Below are 18,529 nucleotides of genomic sequence, written 5' to 3'. Positions count from 1 at the left end.
TATGTGAGAGGAAGGCAGAATGCTTAAACAAGCACAATTGAAGTAGGGAGTGTGTTCATGGGAAAGCCGTTAATAAAGACTTTGACTGTTTTAGCCGTTGGTATTGGCGCCGTTGCAATTTGTTTTATTGGTTACCGACAAAATAACCAAAGGCAATATCAGCAACGAGTCGAATATGCACAGACAGCGATTGCCAGCGAAAAAGATCGCATCAATGAGTTGTCAAATGAAATTGCTGAATTTTACAGCAACGAAGATCAAACGTTTTTGCGAAAAGATCTTAAAGAAGAAGACGTTCTTAAAACAGTCGCAAAACTTTCTGCAGTGAAAGTATCTGCAGACGATTATGGGATCGATGATGATGCACTGCCAAGTGAGTCAGTGGAGATCCAACAAGAAAAAACCGCCCTTGATGATCAGCTAAAAGACATCGAGGCAAAATTAAAAGTACAAGCGGATACGGAAGCCTTATTTACTGAAGGTGTTTCAAATTGGCAAAGTGCTGAAAATGATGTCACCATTAGAGCTGATCTAAAAGAAACGGATGTCGGGAATGTCCGTGAAAATCTGAGCTTTTTTGAGGATAGTAAATGGAAAGAGTTAGTTGTTTCCTATTTAGAATATGCGGATACTCAATTGGACCGCATTGCAAAATTACAAGAAACTTTTGATGAAATGCTTGATGGGGATGAGGTGACAAGTGAAGTCACCTTAGAAAAATACCTGAGTGCAGTCGACAGTATCAGCAAAGTTCGCAACGAAGAATTGAAAGAGAAATTCACCGAATTAGCAGATAAAGTCGCTACCCAAATGGGGTACACAGGATACAGCACGTATACACCCCCCGCTTCAACGGAAAGTTATTCAGAGGATACATCCGCAGGAGATGGCACCTGGACAGACCAAAGTTCAGACACTGTTTACTAATTTAAAGATGTATCGAAGAAAATAGAGATAACTGGAGGAAAGCAAATGTCAAAAGGAAAAAAAATCTTTTTAATCATCTTTTCAATCGTTGCAGTGTTAGTCATCGGAATGATCGGTGTCGCTGCAAAATTATATTTTGATGTATCAAACTCAATTCAAGAAACCTATCAATCAGTCGAACGTGATCGAGAAGATCGTCTACGTGAAAATGATGTCGACCTATCCCAAAAAGATTCCTTCTCGGTTTTACTGATGGGGATCGATACCGGTGATTTAGGAAGAGTCGAACAAGGACGTTCTGATACCATGATGGTGGCGACCATCAGCCCGCAAGACAATCAGACGACGGTGGTGAGTATTGGAAGAGATTCCTATGTTGATATCGTTGGACATGGGACGACAGATAAAATTAATCATGCCTATGCTTTTGGTGGACCAGCGATGGCAATGAATACCGTAGAAAAATTCTTGGATATTCCGATCGATCATTATGTATCAATCAATATGGCTGGTTTGAAAGAATTAGTCGATGCGGTTGGCGGCATTGAAGTTGATAATGAAATCACCTTTTCGCAAGATGGCTTTGATTTTGCTATCGGACGTACATCACTAAATGGCGAACAAGCCCTTGCCTATTCAAGAATGCGTTATGAAGATCCAAACGGCGATTATGGACGTCAAGAACGCCAACGTAAAATCGTTGAAGGGATCGTTAAGAAAGTCTTGAGTCTTGATGGAATCACCCAATATCAAACGATCTTAAATGCCGTTGAGCAAAACATGAAGACAGATATGAGTTTCGATGACATGCGAACCTTAGCATTTAACTATCGCAGTGCCTTTCAAACGATCAAACAAGATCAGTTGCAAGGGGAAGGATTCATGCAAGATGGCATCTCATATCAGCGTGTGAGTGACGAAGAACTAGCAAGAGTTCAAAAAGAGTTGAAAGCTCAACTAAATCTAGAGAATGAATAGGAAAGTGGAGAAAAGATGGAAGAAACAATTAGCTTAAAAGAAATATTCGCAATTCTACGGAAACACTTAGCTGCTATTTTTATTTCAATGTTTGCTGGTTTAGCTTTAGCAGGGATATTCACCTTCTTTGTCATTACACCGAAATACAGTTCACAAGCTCAGTTGATTGTGACATTGCCTCAATCCGAAACTACCAATGCCAACGATGTGAATACAAACTTGCAAATGATCAATACGTATAAAGATATGATTGTCAGTGACTTGGTTATGACACAAGTAAAGGATCGTTTGGAGTCTGAAAATAACCTTGACTTGACTGTCGGACAATTGAAAGAATCCATTTCGATCAACCAGTCACAGAACTCACAAATGTTTTCCATTCAGGCAACTAGTACAAATGCAGTGTCAGCGCAAAATATTGCCAATACGACAGCATTGGTCTTTCAAGAAAATGCTCAAGATGTTATGAATGTTGATAAAATCTCAATCATTTCAAGTGCGGTAGCTAGTACTACACCCGTTTCACCTAACAACAAACTAAATCTAGCTATTGGTCTGGTATTAGGGATCATGGTCGGTGTCGGTTTAGCCTTCTTATTGGAGCTACTAGATCGAACTGTCAAAGATGATAAATTTGTAACCGAAACATTAGGCTTTACCGTATTGGGTACTGTACCCCAAATGTCACCAAAAGAATTGGCTGCGACCATTCAGAAAAAGCCAAGCGCACCATTTATTAAGAAACCGCAAGGCGACAAAACGGCAGAATCACGCCGTAGTCGTAGCCGGGTCTAGGAGGGAACAATGATGGCAAAAAAACAAGAACGTACTGGGACACAGACACATGCAGTAAGTTTGATCACGCTAATTGATCCTTCTTCACCAATCTCAGAGCAATATCGTACGATCCGTACAAATATTCAATTTGCGTCTTCAGCAGATAAACAAATCAAGACCATTGTTGTTACTTCTTCTGGTCCAGGTGAAGGAAAATCGACAACTTCAGCTAATTTAGCGGTTGTTTTTGCAAAATCAGGACAACGAGTATTGTTAGTTGATGCCGATATGCGAAAGCCTACTGTATACAAAACATTCAGCTTAAACAATGCGAGTGGATTGAGTACCGTATTAAGTACCTCAACGAGCGTCCTTGAAGCAGCTCAAAAAACGGTGATTGATAATTTATCTGTCTTAACTAGCGGACCAAAACCACCAAATCCATCTGAGCTACTTGGGTCAGCACGAATGAACCAAGTGATGGAAGAAGCGAAAAACCTTTACGATGTGGTTATCTTTGATATGCCACCAGTTGTAGCAGTCACCGATGCACAAATCATGGCATCGAAAGCAGATGGGACGATCTTAGTGGTTCGAGAAAATGTTGCACGTAAAGAATCCTTAACAAAAGCGAGAGATCTTTTGAATATGGTTCAAGCAAGAATCATTGGGGTGGTCTATAACGGTGCCGAACACTCGAAAGATTCAGGTTACTACTATTATTATGGAAATTAATTAATTTGAAGGAGACGAGAGAAATGATTGATTTACATTGCCACATTTTACCAGGAATTGATGATGGTGCAGAAGACATCACTGCGAGCATTGCTATGGCTGAAAAAGCGATTAGCCAAGGAATTACGCATATCCTTTGTACCCCACATCATAACAATGGAAAATACCGCAATCCGAAGTCAGAGGTCATTTCTCTCGTTACCTCTTTACAAGAAGAATTAGACGCACGGAACCTGCCCTTGACAGTTCTTGAGGGGCAAGAGGTTAGGATAACAGGAGATTTAATTGAGGATATACAGAAAAATGACATCCTTTTTACAGATCTTGATGATACGTATATCTTGATAGAATTTCCTACCATTGAAGTGCCTACGTATACAGAACAAATATTCTTCGATTTACTACAGCTGGGAAAGATTCCAGTCATTGTCCACCCCGAGCGGAATGCTCATTTTAGAAAAGACCCTAACAATCTCATCCCTTTTTTGGATATGGGCTGTTTGGCACAGTTAACTGCGCCAAGTTATGTCGGCGTATTTGGAAAAGAAATCCAAAAAACAGCAAAAACAATGGTTGAACATAATCTTGTTCAGATGGTCGCTTCGGATGCCCATGGCGTTACAAAACGCACCTTTAATTTAAAAGAAGCTTATGAGCAAATTGAGCAAGATTTTGGCATGCTCAAAGTAACCTTGATGAAACAAGTAGCAAAAGATTTGATAAACGGGGATCAAATCAGTTTTCCAGCTTTTACAGAAGTGAAAAAAAAGAAATTCGGGTTATTTTAGGGGGCAACTGGGTTGTTTGAATTAACGAGAAGAAGAAAAATTGTAACTTTGATAGTTGTAGATAGTTTATTGATCATAGCAGCAAATATTGCAGCAGTTTATTTTATGAAACCCTTTGTGGCGATTCCAAAAGAATTTACATTGATGTCGGTGAGTCTGTCTGTCGGTTTCTACCTTTTTTATGGTTCCGTATTTCGTGTTTTTTCTCGGATCAATCGTTACACGAACTTGAAAGAAATGATCGCTATCTTCTTGGCTGTATCATGCAGCGCTTTTACTTGTAACGTGATCTTGTTTTTCGGTGATGAAACCTATAGCGTGCGCTTAGTGATCTTTACGTACTTTCTTTCGCTCTTTCTGATTATTGCTAGTCGATTGATTTGGCGGATCTATATTGAAAGAAAAAACATGAGGGGTACGTCCAATGAGGTTGTCAAAAATACCCTGATCGTCGGTGCAGGAGAAGGCGGCCGTATTCTTTACAATAGCTTCGTAGGTTCGAAAACGGCAAGTGACATTAATATTATCGGATTTGTCGATGATGATCCGAATAAACGAAACACTTATCTTTCTGGGAAAAAAGTCTTGGGTTGTATCAGTGATTTACCTGATTTGATTCAAAAGTATGAGATCAATATGGTTACGATCGCTATTCCATCCTTGTCACGGAAAAAATTGCGGAGTATTTTTAGCTTAATTGAACCTTTGCATGTCAAAGTCAACACGATGCCATCAATGGAAGAAATCGCCTCTGGAAAAATCAGCACCTCACGTTTGAAGAAAATCGATGTCGTTGATTTGCTAGGCAGAGACGAAGTCAAATTGGATATCGACTCCATCAAAGATCAAATTACTGGAAAGACGATATTAGTGACTGGTGCTGGTGGATCGATCGGTTCCGAAATCTGTCGCCAAGTGATTCAATTCAATCCTAAAAAACTAGTTTTGTTAGGACATGGAGAAAACTCGATTTACTTAATTGACCGTGAGTTGAACATCAATTTTAAAGATAATATTACCGAAATCGTTCCTGTTATAGCCGATATACAAGATCGAGAAAAGATGTTTGAAATCATGAAGGAAGTCAAACCGGATATCGTTTATCATGCGGCAGCACATAAACACGTACCGTTGATGGAATACAATCCTAAAGAAGCAGTGAAAAACAATATTTACGGAACGAAAAATACCGCTGAAGCTGCCAAAGCTGCGAAAGTGAAAAACTTTGTAATGGTGTCTACGGATAAAGCCAATAATCCACCAAACGTCATGGGGGCAACAAAGCGCATCTCCGAGATGATTGTTACCGGCTTAAATGAAAAAGGGTGCACGAAATTTTCTGCTGTGCGTTTTGGCAATGTATTAGGTTCAAGAGGCAGTGTGATTCCAGTATTCCGTGAGCAAATAGCAAAAGGTGGACCGATCACAGTAACTGATTTTCGTATGACCCGCTATTTCATGACGATCCCAGAAGCTAGCCGCTTGGTTATTCAGTCAGGGGCACTTGCTCAAGGTGGCGAAATCTTCATTTTAGATATGGGCGAACCGGTGAAAATTGTTGATCTTGCGAAGAATATGATTCGTCTAAGTGGTTATAGCGAAGAAGAGATTGAGATTATTGAAACTGGGATTCGACCTGGGGAAAAATTATATGAAGAGCTTTTGCTGGATAAAGAACGAAATGATAAAGCAGTCTTTGAGAAAATTTTTGTTGGGAATATCAAAGGATATTCATTGGAAGAGGTACTTTGTTTTGTAGATGCACTTCCTAAAGATAGTGCTACATTGGCTAATGAAATTGTGAAATTTGCAAATGCTTCAAACAAATAGGAGTGGGTTTTATTGTATAAGGATGGAATGAAAAGAATTATTGATTTTCTGTTATCGCTAATAGGGATAATTATTTTATCACCAGTACTATTACTATTATGTCTAGCGATAAAAATCGATTCAAAGGGTCCCATTATTTTTAAACAAAAACGGGTTGGAAAGAATAAAACCCATTTTAACATTTATAAATTTCGGACAATGAAGATCGATACACCGAAAGAAATGCCGACACATCTTTTAGCAGACCCTGATTTTTATATCACCAAGGTCGGAAAATTTTTAAGAAAAACCAGTTTGGATGAACTGCCTCAGTTGTTCAATATTATCAAAGGTGATATGGCTGTCATTGGGCCTCGTCCTGCTCTCTGGAATCAATATGATTTGATTGAAGAGCGTGATAAGTATGGAGCAAATGATATTCGACCAGGATTGACTGGCTTGGCTCAAATTAGTGGTCGAGACGAGCTTGAGATTCCAATTAAGGCCAAGTTAGATGGCAAATATACGGATAATATTAGTTTAAGGATGGATATAAAATGCTTCTTTGGTACGATTACTTCTGTTTTCAAAAGTGACGGTGTCGTTGAAGGTGGGACTGGAACGATGAAGAAGGAGGAAATCGAATGAAAAGAATTCTAATTACAGGAGCGAATAGTTATATCGGCACATCCTTTGAGAAATGGATGCAGCAATTTGGCGATAACTATCAAATTGATACAATTGATATGCATGGAGATCAATGGAAAGAAAAAGATTTCTCTCAGTATGATTCTGTTTTTCATGTCGCAGGAATTGCTCATGCAGATGTATCAAAAGTCAGTGAAGAAACGAAACAACTTTATTATAAAGTGAATTGCGATCTTGCAGTTGAGACAGCAGAAAAGTACAAAAATGATTTGAATGGTAAAAACGGACAATTTATTTTTATGAGTTCGATTATTATTTATGGTGAGGAAACAAACATAAATAAGAAGCGTGTTATTACTTCAGAAACTCTACCTAATCCATCTAATTTTTACGGGGATAGTAAGTGGAAAGCTGAACAAAAATTGACACCTCTCAAAAGTGACACATTTAAAATAGTATTCATCCGTCCTCCAATGATATATGGTGAGGGAAGTAAAGGAAATTATCAACTGCTTGTGAAGATAGCAAATTGGACACCAGTTTTTCCGAATATAAAAAATGAAAGATCAATGTTAAATATTTATCGCCTATGTGATTTTATTAAATTAAGAGTGGATTTTTCCGATTCCGGTGTATTTTTACCACAAGATCCAGTATTTCAGAGAACTAGTTTTATGGTCAAAGAAATAGCTGCATCAAAGGGGAAGAAGGTATATCTTTTTTCTGGATTAAATTTGATTATTTATTTACTGGGGTATTTTCCTGGTAGAATTGGAAGATTAATAAATAAAGCATTTGGAAGTTTAATTATTGAGCAAGGTGTGGATTAAATTGGATAAAGTATCGATAATAATGCCGTGTTATAATTGCGAAATGTACTTAGAAGAAGCAATAAATAGTGTTCTTAATCAATCTTACGAGAACTGGGAGCTTATATTAATTGACGATAATTCTAAAGATGATACAAAAAGAATTATTAGTAAGTACGAGAAGATGGATAAAAGAATAGTGACCTTATACCAATCTGTTAATTCAGGTGCAGCACAATCTCGTAATATTGGTGTAAATAGAGCAAGTGGTAGATACATTGCCTTTTTAGATAGTGATGATTTATGGTTTCCGAAAAAACTAGAAGAGCAAATAGCATTCATGATACAAGAAAAACTAAGTTTTTCTTGTACTTATTATAATAAAATCGATGAGAAATCAATTGATTTGGATCGAATAATAAAATATCCCGAGGTTGCAGATTATAAAATGCTATTGAAGTATTGTCCTGGAAACTCAACGGTAATATATGATTCACATAAATTAGGTAAATTTGAGGTTCCAAATATAAGGAAAAGAAACGACTATCTTATGTGGATTGAAGTGATAAAAAAAGCAAAAAAATTAGGATGCTTAAATAAAGTACTAGGTTCGCATAGAGTTGTAGTAAATAGTCTTTCGTATGATAAGAAATCTCTCATTAAATACCATTGGGAAATATATAGAGTGTATGAGAACTTGAGTTTTTTTTCATCTATGTTTCTCGTACTATTTTGGATCAAAAAATCTATCTTAGGAAGTGAATATTAATTGCAAGTATTATTATCATCATTAAACAAAGATATAATGCACTATAAAAGTATGAATATAAAGACTAACGTCATAAACGTTAACCAGTGTGATGAGAATAAATATATTAAACTAGAAGAGAAAGAATTCAATGTTGAAGTATTTAACTCAAATCAAAGAGGTGTTGGAAAATCGCGTAATTTAGCATTAATAAATGCTTGGGACGATATTTTGATAATGGCAGATGATGATGAAGTTTTTGTAGATAACTATGAATCTATAATTTTGAATGAATTTAAAAACAATCCGGATGCTGATATGATAATATTTAACGTTCGGGTGCACAATAAATCGAAAATCAAAAATACTACAACTAAAAATGGACGTGTCAGATTTTACAATGCTTTGAGATATGGAACAGTAACATTTGCGTTTAAGCGAGACAAGATTCACAAGAATGCAATATTTTTTTCTTTGTTATTTGGTGGTGGAGCTAAATATGGATCAGGAGAAGATTCTTTGTTTTTAATGAATGTCCTGAATAAAAAATTGAAAGTATATTCAGTGACTCAAACAATTGCAGATGTTTATAATGAAGATTCAACATGGTTTAAGGGATATAATGAAAAGTTTTATTTTGACAAGGGAGCATTATTTGCAGCTATAAGTAGAAAGTATTTCTTTTTCTATATAATTCAGTTTTGGTTAAGAAGGTATAACAATCAAAGTTCAATCTCGAGAATTAAGGCCTTGAAATCCTTGTTCAAGGGTGCCGCAGATTATAAAAAATCATAGATATGAGGATAATTCATGATTAAGATTTTATTTTTATTTTTAACCTTTGGAAACTTTTTAACTATAAGTTACAGTTCGGAAAATTATAATATAAACTACGCAGAAGTTTTCTTGTTATTTTTTATTGTTTTGATTACACTTAAAATATTATACAAAAAAAGTGATTTCCGTATTTATTCTTTTTCAAGAAAATATATAATTACATCGTTTATTATGATAATTTACAGTATGTTAACATTTTTTTGGTCTCCTTTTGGTATGTCTTCAATATTACCAGTAATTGTGTATACATATATTATCTTAATATTTATTTTCTTTTCTAACGTCAATTTTAATCTAGAAGATTATATATATGCTAATCGAATTTTGCTTATAAGTTTGATTGTTCAGCTTTCTATATCATTCTATTTAAATGGTGCAATTAACTCTACAAATTATTATACAATAAAAGAAATTGCGTCAACATTTATGGGGAATTCTAACTATTTATCGATATATATATCTTTCATATTGGTATTTGAATATGTTGGTAAGAAAAAGCATTGGTTGATTTACACTTTAATTGCCTCCTTAGGTTTGTTATTAACTATGTCTAAATCAGCAATAATTTCAGTTATATTTGTTTTACTTTTTTATACATTATACCAAATATGGTTTTCGAGAAAAAAAGGGAAATTGTGGTTAATTTCGTCTTTAATAATACTCTTTGGAATTATCTATTTGGGGTTAAGCAAAACATCAATTGGCAATGTATTTTTGAATGCAACAATTTCATCTCTTTCTGATGGATATATTTCAGGAAGAGATATACTCATCATTAATTCTTTACAAGATATCTCTCAAAATATATTTGGCATGGGATACTCTCTTAAAAACGATCCACATAATTTTATTCTGATTTCTCTGAGAAGCTTTGGTATTTTTGCAGGTATTATTTCAATCATGCTATATTTGTTTCCTGTATTGAAATTATTAAATTCAAAAGGATACAAAGGGTCAAAAACCATTCAAGCTTTCTTTTTTGCTTATTGTGTATTAATGATTCACACATTATTTGAAATATTTTTTTATTTAAATGTTTCAACTATATGGTGGGGAATAACCGTATTTTTTCTCGAAAAGGAGTTACATGATGAACATAGTGGTAATATTAAATTACAATGATGCATTTAATACATTAAAGATAGTCAACTCGCTAGTTGAATTTAATCGGATCGATAGAATTATCGTTGTTGATAATAATTCTTCAGACGATTCAGAAAAGCACCTTCAATCTTTAAATAAAAAGCCCAAAATTGATCTAATCTTTAATAAGACGAACAATGGATATTCAGCTGGAAATAATTTAGGACTTCGTTATGCTGCAAAGAAATACAAAGTTAAAAACTATATTATTAGCAATCCTGATATTATTATAAGTGAAGAAGATTTTAACTTACTTGTTGATGATATCAAAACTGATGGAGCAAAAGCAATCAGTGGATTGGTTGCAGATAATAAAAATAAAATCGTAAGGAATTTTGCTTGGAAGTTTCCTACATATTATCATTTATTCAGTGAAACAACTTTTTTTACAACCAAAGTTTCTGAGGTTATAAATAAAAGTAGATTTTATAATTTTGAAAACTATGATAATAAAATTATGAAAGTTGATGTTTTATCCGGATGTTTTTTCATTATTGACGGGGCGCTGTTTGAATCAGTAGGCTTTTTTGATGAAACAACTTTTCTTTATGGTGAAGAAAATCTATTGTTTAAAAAAATATCTTTAGTCACAGAGAAGGTATTTGTTGATACTAGAGTTAAGATTACTCATATTGGTGGAACTTCAACAAAGAAAAGTATTGGGAGTTTTATAAACAGACAAAAAATTTTATTGGAGTCTCAGAAAGTTTATATTTTAAAATGGCTTAAAGCTTCAAAATTAATAATGCCATGGTATATATGTTGTTTTAAAATTGGAACATTCGAAAAATATATTATTTCAAAAATTAGGAATAAGTTTTAAATGGACTTAGAAAGAGGAATCTTATATGAATCCAAGTCAAATTTTGGTTGTTATAATAGCATATTATCCAGATGAAAATATTGTTAAATTGACAGATTATTTTTTAAATAGAGATTTAAGAATCTTAGTTGTTAATAATTCTGAAGGTAAAAATGAGTTTTTAAAGAAAATTGAACCTAGGGTCACTTTACTATCTGACAATCGTAACAAAGGCATTGCAGAGCCGTTAAATATTGCATTAAAATTTGCTTCAGATAGTAACTATAAATTTATTTTAACTCTAGATCAAGACAGTTTTCCAAGTGAAAACTATTTGATTGAAATGGAAAAAACTATGTTAAAATTTTTAGAAGATAAAAAGACATATCCGGCAATAATAGGCCCAAAGTATGTTTATGATGATGAAAATATCGTTTCCAAAGATAGATCTACTCATTACTCTATAGTAGAGACCATTATGACATCAGGAAATATATTGAATGTTAACTTGTTTATGCAAAATAATATATGGTTTAATGAGAATTATTTTATTGATCATGTGGATCATGAGATTTGTTTTCAATTGCAATCCAAAGATTTAGTAGTTATTGAATCAGCACATGCGGTGCTTCATCATGAATTGGGATATATTTCAACAAGAAAAGTTTTTGGTAAGAATATTTCAGTTTATAATCATTCTCCATTTCGCCAGTATTATATTTATAGAAATTATATTTGGTTGTATAAAATGTATAATAAAAAATATAAAAACTGGTTTCATGATTCTAATAGAAGATTATTAAAACGTTTCATAAAAATTATTTTTTTCGAAGAAAAAAAAGTTTTAAAAATAAAGGCGATTGCCAAGGGCTTGAAAGATGGGATGTTAAATGAAGGTTAAATCAAATAAATTAGTTGAGAATTTTTTTTCTTTAGCTAGTGTACAAATCATGAACTATATTTTACCTCTTATAACTTTACCGTTTCTTACAAGAACTTTAGGCGTTGAAACTTATGGATTAATTAGTTTTTCACAAGCAATTATTCAATATTTTATACTTATAACTGAATTTGGATTTAATTTAACCGGTGCACGTGATGTTTCTCAGAGTAGAGGGAATAGAATCAAACAGTCGGAGATCCTATGGTCTATAATGATATTAAAATCTATATTATTAATTGCTTGCTTTGGAATTCTGATGGTACTCGTCAACATTTTACCTAAACTACAGGGATATACAAATTTGTATTTATACACATTTGGCATGGTGTTAGGCAATGTTTTATTTCCATCATTTTATTTTCAAGGTATTGAAGAAATGAAATTTACAGCGATTTTGAATTTTGTATCCAAATTAGTATTTACTATTGGTATATTTATCTTAGTAAAAACACCGAATGATTATTTATTAGTTCCAATCTTAAACACATTAGGTTCAATATTGTCTGGTATTTTAAGTCTAACGATAATTATTATTTCAAAAAAAGCTACCATCATAATTCCAAAACGACAATTACTAGTTAAACAACTAAAAGAAGCATTTCCACTATTTTTGTCTAATGTTTTTACCAGTTTTTATACAACTAGTAGCGTAGTTATTTTAGGTTTTTTTGCTGGTAATGTTTCTGTTGGCTACTATTCTGCAGCAGATAAAATTATTAAAGCCGTAACAAATATAACATCACCATTAGTTCAAGCCGTTTATCCTAATGTAAGTTTACTACTAAAACAAAATAAAAATAATGCAGTATTATTTGTTAGGAAAATAACTAAGTATTCGACTATCATAGTGGGTATGATTTGTTTTTTACTCTGTGTAGCATCTCCATTCGCTTTTCCTTATTTTTTTGGAAATTCTTACAATCGTTCAATAAGTTTAATAATGATTATGTCTTTTATTCCTTTGATAATTTTGTGGGCTAAAATATTTGGAACTTTAGTTCTGGTAAACATGGGGTGGCAGAATAAATTATCAAAAGTCTACTTTCTGACAGGAATACTGAGTCTGATATCTACTTTTATTTTGGTTCCTCTATTCAATGAAATTGGTACTGCAGTTAATACAGTATTTATTGAATCTGTGGCTTCTCTGCTTATTATCAGATGTGTATATAAAGATGAAGAAACACGATACTTTTTAGGAGGTAGTGTAGGTAAATGAAAGGAATCATACTAGCAGGAGGATCAGGCACACGCTTGTATCCACTCACAAAAGCAACATCGAAACAATTGATGCCAATTTATGATAAGCCAATGATCTATTACCCTATGTCTACGCTGATGCTGGCTGGCATTAAAGAGATCTTGATTATCTCTACACCACAGGACACCCCACGATTCGAAGAGCTCTTTGGCGATGGACGAGAATTAGGACTTCAGATAGAATATGCTGTTCAGCCAACACCTGATGGACTTGCACAAGCTTTCATCATTGGGGAAGAATTTATTGGAAATGAGAGTGTCTGCCTGATTTTAGGAGACAATATCTACTATGGCGGTGGCTTATCTAAGATGTTACAAAAAGCTGCTCAAAAAGAAGAAGGTGCCACGGTATTTGGCTATCATGTCAACGATCCAGAACGTTTTGGTGTGGTAGAATTTGATGAGTCGATGCAAGCTGTTTCGATTGAAGAAAAACCTGCTATGCCAAAGTCTAGCTATGCCGTGACAGGTTTATACTTCTATGATAATCAAGTTGTTGAGATTGCTAAAAAAATTGTCCCTTCTGAACGAGGAGAATTGGAAATCACCGATATCAATCAAAAGTATCTTGAAGAAGGAAAACTCTCAGTAGAAGTGATGGGACGGGGATTTGCTTGGTTAGATACAGGTACACATGAGTCCTTACTAGAAGCATCCACGTTCATTGAAACCATTGAAAAGCGACAAAATCTTAAAGTTGCTTGTTTAGAAGAAATTGCTTATCGAATGGGTTATATCAATCAGGAGCAATTGATCGCATTAGCACAACCATTGAAAAAAAATCAATATGGTCAATATTTATTGAACCTGGCAAGTGAGGCATAAACATGGGAAAATTAACCGTAACAAAAACAAAATTGACAGATGTCTTGATTTTAGAGCCTGCTGTCTTTGGTGATCATCGTGGGTTCTTCACCGAAAGCTATTCTCAAGCTGATTTTCAAGAAGCAGGAATCACACAAACCTTTGTACAGGACAATCATTCCTTGTCCGTTGAAGCAGGTGTTTTGCGAGGACTTCATTTTCAAAAAGGAACTGCCGCGCAAACCAAATTGATTCGTGTGGTGACGGGTGCCGTTTTAGATGTAATCGTTGATATTAGAAAAGGAAGTCCAACCTATGGAGAATGGGAAGGCTATATTTTATCTGAAAGTAATCAGCGACAATTGTTGGTTCCTAAAGGATTTGCTCATGGGTTCATGACATTGACTTCAAATGTAAACTTTTTGTACAAGTGTGATAATTATTATGATGCTCAGGCTGATGCAGGTATTGCATTTGATGATCCTGATTTGGCGATCGATTGGCCCATTGCAAAAGAAAAAGCGATTCTTTCGGAAAAAGACCAACATCACCCAACTTTAAAAGCGTTTGAAGAACAAAACCCGTTTATTTATGGCGAGATATAAGGAGCGAGTGGACATGAAAAAAATCATTGTAACCGGAGGGGCAGGCTTCATTGGGTCAAATTTCGTCCATTATGTCGTTAATCATCACCCAGAGATCCATGTCACTGTTTTAGATAAACTAACTTATGCTGGAAACAAAGAAAATCTAGCGGGTCTTCCAAAAGATCGTGTAGAGTTAGTGGTTGGCGATATTGCTGACAGCGCATTAGTCGATCAGTTGGTCCAGCAAACCGATGCGGTGGTTCATTATGCTGCAGAATCACACAATGATAACTCATTGAAAGATCCATTTCCTTTTGTTCAGACAAATCTGATTGGCACCTATACATTGATTGAAGCTTGTCGAAAATACGATGTGCGTTATCACCACGTATCAACCGATGAAGTGTACGGCGATCTACCGTTACGAAAAGATCTTCCAGGGCATGGGGAAGGACCAGGGGAGAAGTTTACCGACCAAACACCCTATAACCCATCTAGTCCCTATTCTTCCACAAAGGCTGGCTCTGATTTATTAGTCAAAGCTTGGGTTCGTTCGTTCGGTTTGCGGGCAACCCTTTCTAACTGTTCCAATAATTATGGTCCCTACCAACATATCGAAAAATTTATTCCACGCCAAATTACGAATATTCTGAGTGGCATACGACCAAAATTATATGGTGAAGGAAAAAATGTTCGCGATTGGATCCATACAAATGATCATTCTTCAGCAGTATGGACAATCTTAACAAAAGGTCGAATTGGCGAGACTTACTTGATTGGTGCTGATGGAGAAGCAGACAACAAATCAGTCATTGAAACGATTTTAACATTGATGGGAGAGCCAAAAGATGCCTATGATCATGTGACTGATCGCCCCGGTCATGACTTGCGGTATGCCATCGATGCCTCAAAATTAAAAGAAGGATTGGGTTGGCAGCCGATGTTCACGGATTTTGAAGAAGGTCTAGCTGATACGATCGACTGGTATCGAAACAATCCTTCTTGGTGGCAAGATGAAAAAGATCAAGTTGAGAAAAGTTACGCAGAACAGGGACAATAAGGAATCAAAAGCAGGAGAGATCCTGCTTTTTTGAAAGGAAGCGATCATTTATGTACTTAATCACAGGAGGAAATGGCCAATTAGGCAGTGAATTACGTCATCTATTTGATGAAAAAGGTATTGACTACGTGTCTACCGATGCGAAAGAGATGGATATCACAGATGAAACGGTCACGATGGAGAAAGTAAAAGAAATCCACCCATCGGTTATCTTTCATTGTGCTGCGTATACCGCAGTTGATAAAGCAGAAGAAGAAGGCAAAGAATTAGATGAGTTAATCAATGTCAACGGCACAAGAAATGTGGCCCTGGCTGCAAAAGCTATAGGTGCAAAACTTGTTTATATCAGTACTGACTATGTTTTTGATGGAGAAAAGCAAGTTGGTGAATACCAAGTCGATGATCAAGTAAATCCCCAAAATGAATACGGAAGAACCAAATTATTAGGAGAACGAGCTGTACAAGGAATATTGGATGATTACTATATTATTCGTACTTCTTGGGTTTTTGGACGGTACGGACACAATTTTGTCTATACCATGCAGCGGTTAGCTAAGGAACATAAGACTTTAACAGTAGTCAATGATCAATATGGGCGCCCAACTTGGACACGAACATTAGCAGAATTTATGCTTTATGTTATCGAAAAGCAAGCACCGACTGGAATTTATCATCTTTCCAATGATAACAGCTGCTCATGGCATGAATTTGCGTGCGAGATACTAAAAGATTCAGATGTAGTTGTCAAGCCGATTCCTTCTTCCGAGTTCCCACAAAAGGCGAAGCGACCACAATATTCGGTGATGAATCTTTCAAAAGCAAAAGAGTTGGGATTTGAAATTCCTACATGGCAAGAAGCTTTAAGAATGATGGTGCAATCTAGTAAGTAATTAGAGATGTATTATAAAAATTTTGTATTGGTGGAATAAAAAATGAACATTTCTGTTTTTGGATTAGGCTATGTTGGCTTAGCAAACGCGTTATTATTATCTCAAACTGAACATGTTAAAGCGTATGATATTGTAAATGAAAAAGTTAATCTTTTGTGTCAAAGGAAATCACCTTTAGAAGACAAAGAAATACACGAATTTTTGAAACGTGACGACTTGAATATTGAGTTCACGCAGGATTTTGAAGACGCTGTAAAATTTGCAGATTATCTAATTATTGCTACACCAACTGATTATGATGAAGTGAAGAACTATTTTAATACATCTACAGTTGAAGACGTTATAGAAAAAGCATTGGCGATACGCCCAGATGCAACCTTCATAATTAAATCAACTGTACCAGTTGGATATACGTTAGATATAAAGGCAAGATTTAATACTGAGAATATTATCTTTTCTCCTGAGTTTTTAAGAGAGGGCAAAGCTTTATATGACAATTTATATCCTTCCAGAATTGTTGTAGGCGAGGTTTCTGATCGGGGCAAAGAAATTGCTGCTATGTTCAAAGATAGTTGTATTAAAGAAGAAGTGCCAGTTTTACTCACTCATTCTACTGAAGCAGAGGCAATAAAACTTTTTTCAAATACGTATCTTGCCCTGAGAGTAGCGTATTTCAATGAGTTAGACACTTATGCAGAGTCACGTGGTTTAGATAGTAGACAAATAATTGAGGGTGTAGGATTAGATCCACGTATAGGTTCACATTATAATAATCCTTCCTTTGGTTATGGTGGTTATTGCTTACCGAAGGATACAAAGCAGTTAAGAGCAAATTATGAAGATGTCCCTAGTAACATTATTGGTGCTATTGTAGAAGCGAATACTACCCGTAAGGATTTTATTGCTGATCAAATTATTGCAAAAAAACCTAAAATGGTTGGTATCTATCGTCTGACTATGAAGGCAAACTCAGATAATTTCAGATATTCTTCCATCCAGGGGATTATGAAACGTATTAAAGCAAAAGGTATAGAAGTTGTTGTCTATGAACCAACTTTAGATGCAACTGAATTTTATCATTCAAGAGTAATAAAAGATTTAGATGAATTTAAAGATTTGTCTGATGTAATTGTTACCAATCGTTTTGAAGAAATTTTGAAGGATGTTGAGAATAAGGTATATACAAGAGATATCTTTGGAGACAACTAACTTCGTTTTGTTGAATAAAATTATTCTTCTTAAATCTTAATGTAGTTGAGAGCAATCAAATCAATTATTGTTCTCAACTGCATTCTTGATTTTAAATTTGAAATTGGAGTCCTTACATCTCAAACTTCCGCCAATCAAACAAATAAATCACCCCAATTGCTTTAAACATCAAATAGACAAAATGACCATAATTATGGCCGATCAGATGTAACGCATCAGCGGAAGCTCCTTTATTCGACCAAAGAGTAAAACCTAATATATTGGCTAAGATCAGCAGGCCTTTTCCTAATGCAAAGACAATTGTTTTTGCAGGAAGGGGTCTTTTTTTGTGAGGAAAAAACTGAATAAAAGGACAAAGTTAACTAGTAACAAAAAATGTGCAGCAGCTGTCCATAGGGTCATTGTTCCTGTAGGTGTTAAGAAGTCGGTGAAAACGCAAGCGACGACTGCAGTCAAATTGAGCAAGTATAGAGGAAGGCGGAAGGTGGGTTTCTTTTCCTCACTCATTCTTTCTGGTTCGTCTGCTAATTGTTCTGGTTTTAGCAGTGCCTCTAAATCGATTTGATAGAGATCACTTAATTTGATCAATGTATCGATGTCTGGGGTACTTCGGTTGTTTTCCCAATTTGAGATCGTTTGTCTGGTAACAAATAATTTTTCGGAAACTTCTTGTTGGGTGAGTCCTAATTTCAAGCGACTCTCTTTTATTTTTTCAGCTATAGTCATTTCAATGCTCCTTCTGACATATCCTATCATAAAGCGGTTCAAAGAAACA

The 18,529-nt window shown here is 35.0% G+C and carries 19 protein-coding genes and 1 pseudogene; 19 read left to right on the top strand and 1 reads right to left on the bottom strand.

The features are described 5' to 3' along the window. Positions 1 to 57 precede the first annotated feature (57 nt). The 19 genes from IGI94_RS10450 to IGI94_RS10360 are packed head-to-tail and all read left to right on the top strand — an operon-like array spanning position 58 to position 17,754. On the top strand, positions 58 to 927 hold the full coding sequence (locus IGI94_RS10450; protein WP_016613512.1) for a hypothetical protein: 870 nt from the start codon (positions 58 to 60) through the stop codon (positions 925 to 927). Positions 928 to 972: 45 nt separating this feature from the next. Then, entirely contained in the window at positions 973 to 1,905 is a 933-nt protein-coding gene (locus IGI94_RS10445; protein WP_005234969.1) for an LCP family glycopolymer transferase, read from the top strand. Between the two features lie 15 nt (positions 1,906 to 1,920). Then, positions 1,921 to 2,700: a YveK family protein gene (locus IGI94_RS10440; RefSeq protein WP_008378786.1), complete on the top strand. Its 780-nt coding sequence runs from the start codon at positions 1,921 to 1,923 to the stop codon at positions 2,698 to 2,700. 9 nt (positions 2,701 to 2,709) lie between these two features. Further along, a complete protein-coding gene (locus IGI94_RS10435) occupies positions 2,710 to 3,417 on the top strand; it encodes a CpsD/CapB family tyrosine-protein kinase (RefSeq protein ID WP_005234973.1) in 708 nt (235 codons plus the stop codon). Positions 3,418 to 3,440: 23 nt separating this feature from the next. Further along, complete coding sequence (locus tag IGI94_RS10430) at positions 3,441 to 4,205, top strand: tyrosine-protein phosphatase (RefSeq protein ID WP_086292090.1); 765 nt, start codon at positions 3,441 to 3,443, stop codon at positions 4,203 to 4,205. A gap of 12 nt (positions 4,206 to 4,217) precedes the next feature. Further along, positions 4,218 to 6,035 carry a polysaccharide biosynthesis protein gene (locus IGI94_RS10425; RefSeq protein WP_438899714.1) on the top strand — a complete coding sequence of 606 codons (1,818 nt, stop codon included), beginning with the start codon at positions 4,218 to 4,220 and terminating at the stop codon, positions 6,033 to 6,035. A 12-nt stretch (positions 6,036 to 6,047) separates the two neighbouring features. Continuing rightward, entirely contained in the window at positions 6,048 to 6,662 is a 615-nt protein-coding gene (locus IGI94_RS10420) for a sugar transferase (RefSeq protein ID WP_438899713.1), read from the top strand. Continuing rightward, positions 6,659 to 7,492, top strand: a complete 834-nt coding sequence (locus tag IGI94_RS10415) for an NAD-dependent epimerase/dehydratase family protein (RefSeq protein ID WP_438899712.1) — start codon at positions 6,659 to 6,661, stop codon at positions 7,490 to 7,492. Before IGI94_RS10420 ends, IGI94_RS10415 begins: the two co-directional genes overlap by 4 nt. A gap of 1 nt (position 7,493) precedes the next feature. After that, the gene (locus IGI94_RS10410) at positions 7,494 to 8,240 is read left to right on the top strand and encodes a glycosyltransferase family 2 protein (RefSeq protein ID WP_429969765.1); all 747 of its coding nucleotides are present in this window, start codon (positions 7,494 to 7,496) and stop codon (positions 8,238 to 8,240) included. Beyond that, positions 8,241 to 9,014, top strand: a complete 774-nt coding sequence (locus tag IGI94_RS10405; RefSeq protein ID WP_429969766.1) for a glycosyltransferase family A protein — start codon at positions 8,241 to 8,243, stop codon at positions 9,012 to 9,014. It abuts the gene before it with no gap. Positions 9,015 to 9,029: 15 nt separating this feature from the next. After that, positions 9,030 to 10,178 carry an O-antigen ligase family protein gene (locus IGI94_RS10400; RefSeq protein WP_429969767.1) on the top strand — a complete coding sequence of 383 codons (1,149 nt, stop codon included), beginning with the start codon at positions 9,030 to 9,032 and terminating at the stop codon, positions 10,176 to 10,178. Then, the gene (locus IGI94_RS10395) at positions 10,147 to 11,022 is read left to right on the top strand and encodes a glycosyltransferase (protein WP_429969768.1); all 876 of its coding nucleotides are present in this window, start codon (positions 10,147 to 10,149) and stop codon (positions 11,020 to 11,022) included. The genes IGI94_RS10400 and IGI94_RS10395 overlap by 32 nt, the downstream gene beginning before the upstream one ends. A 25-nt stretch (positions 11,023 to 11,047) precedes the next feature. Further along, on the top strand, positions 11,048 to 11,902 hold the full coding sequence (locus tag IGI94_RS10390; RefSeq protein ID WP_429969769.1) for a glycosyltransferase: 855 nt from the start codon (positions 11,048 to 11,050) through the stop codon (positions 11,900 to 11,902). After that, on the top strand, positions 11,892 to 13,163 hold the full coding sequence (locus IGI94_RS10385) for a flippase (RefSeq protein WP_429969770.1): 1,272 nt from the start codon (positions 11,892 to 11,894) through the stop codon (positions 13,161 to 13,163). The genes IGI94_RS10390 and IGI94_RS10385 overlap by 11 nt, the downstream gene beginning before the upstream one ends. After that, the gene (gene rfbA, locus IGI94_RS10380) at positions 13,160 to 14,029 is read left to right on the top strand and encodes a glucose-1-phosphate thymidylyltransferase RfbA (RefSeq protein ID WP_016613197.1); all 870 of its coding nucleotides are present in this window, start codon (positions 13,160 to 13,162) and stop codon (positions 14,027 to 14,029) included. Before IGI94_RS10385 ends, rfbA begins: the two co-directional genes overlap by 4 nt. 2 nt (positions 14,030 to 14,031) lie before the next feature. Next, positions 14,032 to 14,613 carry a dTDP-4-dehydrorhamnose 3,5-epimerase gene (gene rfbC / locus IGI94_RS10375; protein WP_005236920.1) on the top strand — a complete coding sequence of 194 codons (582 nt, stop codon included), beginning with the start codon at positions 14,032 to 14,034 and terminating at the stop codon, positions 14,611 to 14,613. Between the two features lie 13 nt (positions 14,614 to 14,626). Then, on the top strand, positions 14,627 to 15,655 hold the full coding sequence (gene rfbB / locus IGI94_RS10370; RefSeq protein WP_438899711.1) for a dTDP-glucose 4,6-dehydratase: 1,029 nt from the start codon (positions 14,627 to 14,629) through the stop codon (positions 15,653 to 15,655). A 50-nt stretch (positions 15,656 to 15,705) separates the two neighbouring features. Continuing rightward, positions 15,706 to 16,545, top strand: a complete 840-nt coding sequence (rfbD, locus tag IGI94_RS10365) for a dTDP-4-dehydrorhamnose reductase (protein WP_438899710.1) — start codon at positions 15,706 to 15,708, stop codon at positions 16,543 to 16,545. Between the two features lie 42 nt (positions 16,546 to 16,587). After that, a complete protein-coding gene (locus IGI94_RS10360) occupies positions 16,588 to 17,754 on the top strand; it encodes a nucleotide sugar dehydrogenase (protein ID WP_429969774.1) in 1,167 nt (388 codons plus the stop codon). Positions 17,755 to 17,866: 112 nt separating this feature from the next. Here the strand turns inward: IGI94_RS10360 and IGI94_RS10355 are convergent. Continuing rightward, a pseudogene (locus IGI94_RS10355) lies at positions 17,867 to 18,480 on the bottom strand (helix-turn-helix domain-containing protein). Between the last annotated feature and the right edge of the window lie 49 nt (positions 18,481 to 18,529).

This window comes from Enterococcus sp. AZ149, assembly GCF_051714285.1.
In the GTDB taxonomy this organism is placed as follows: domain Bacteria; phylum Bacillota; class Bacilli; order Lactobacillales; family Enterococcaceae; genus Enterococcus_D; species Enterococcus_D entomosocium.
This window is presented reverse-complemented; position numbering and strand designations above follow the sequence as displayed.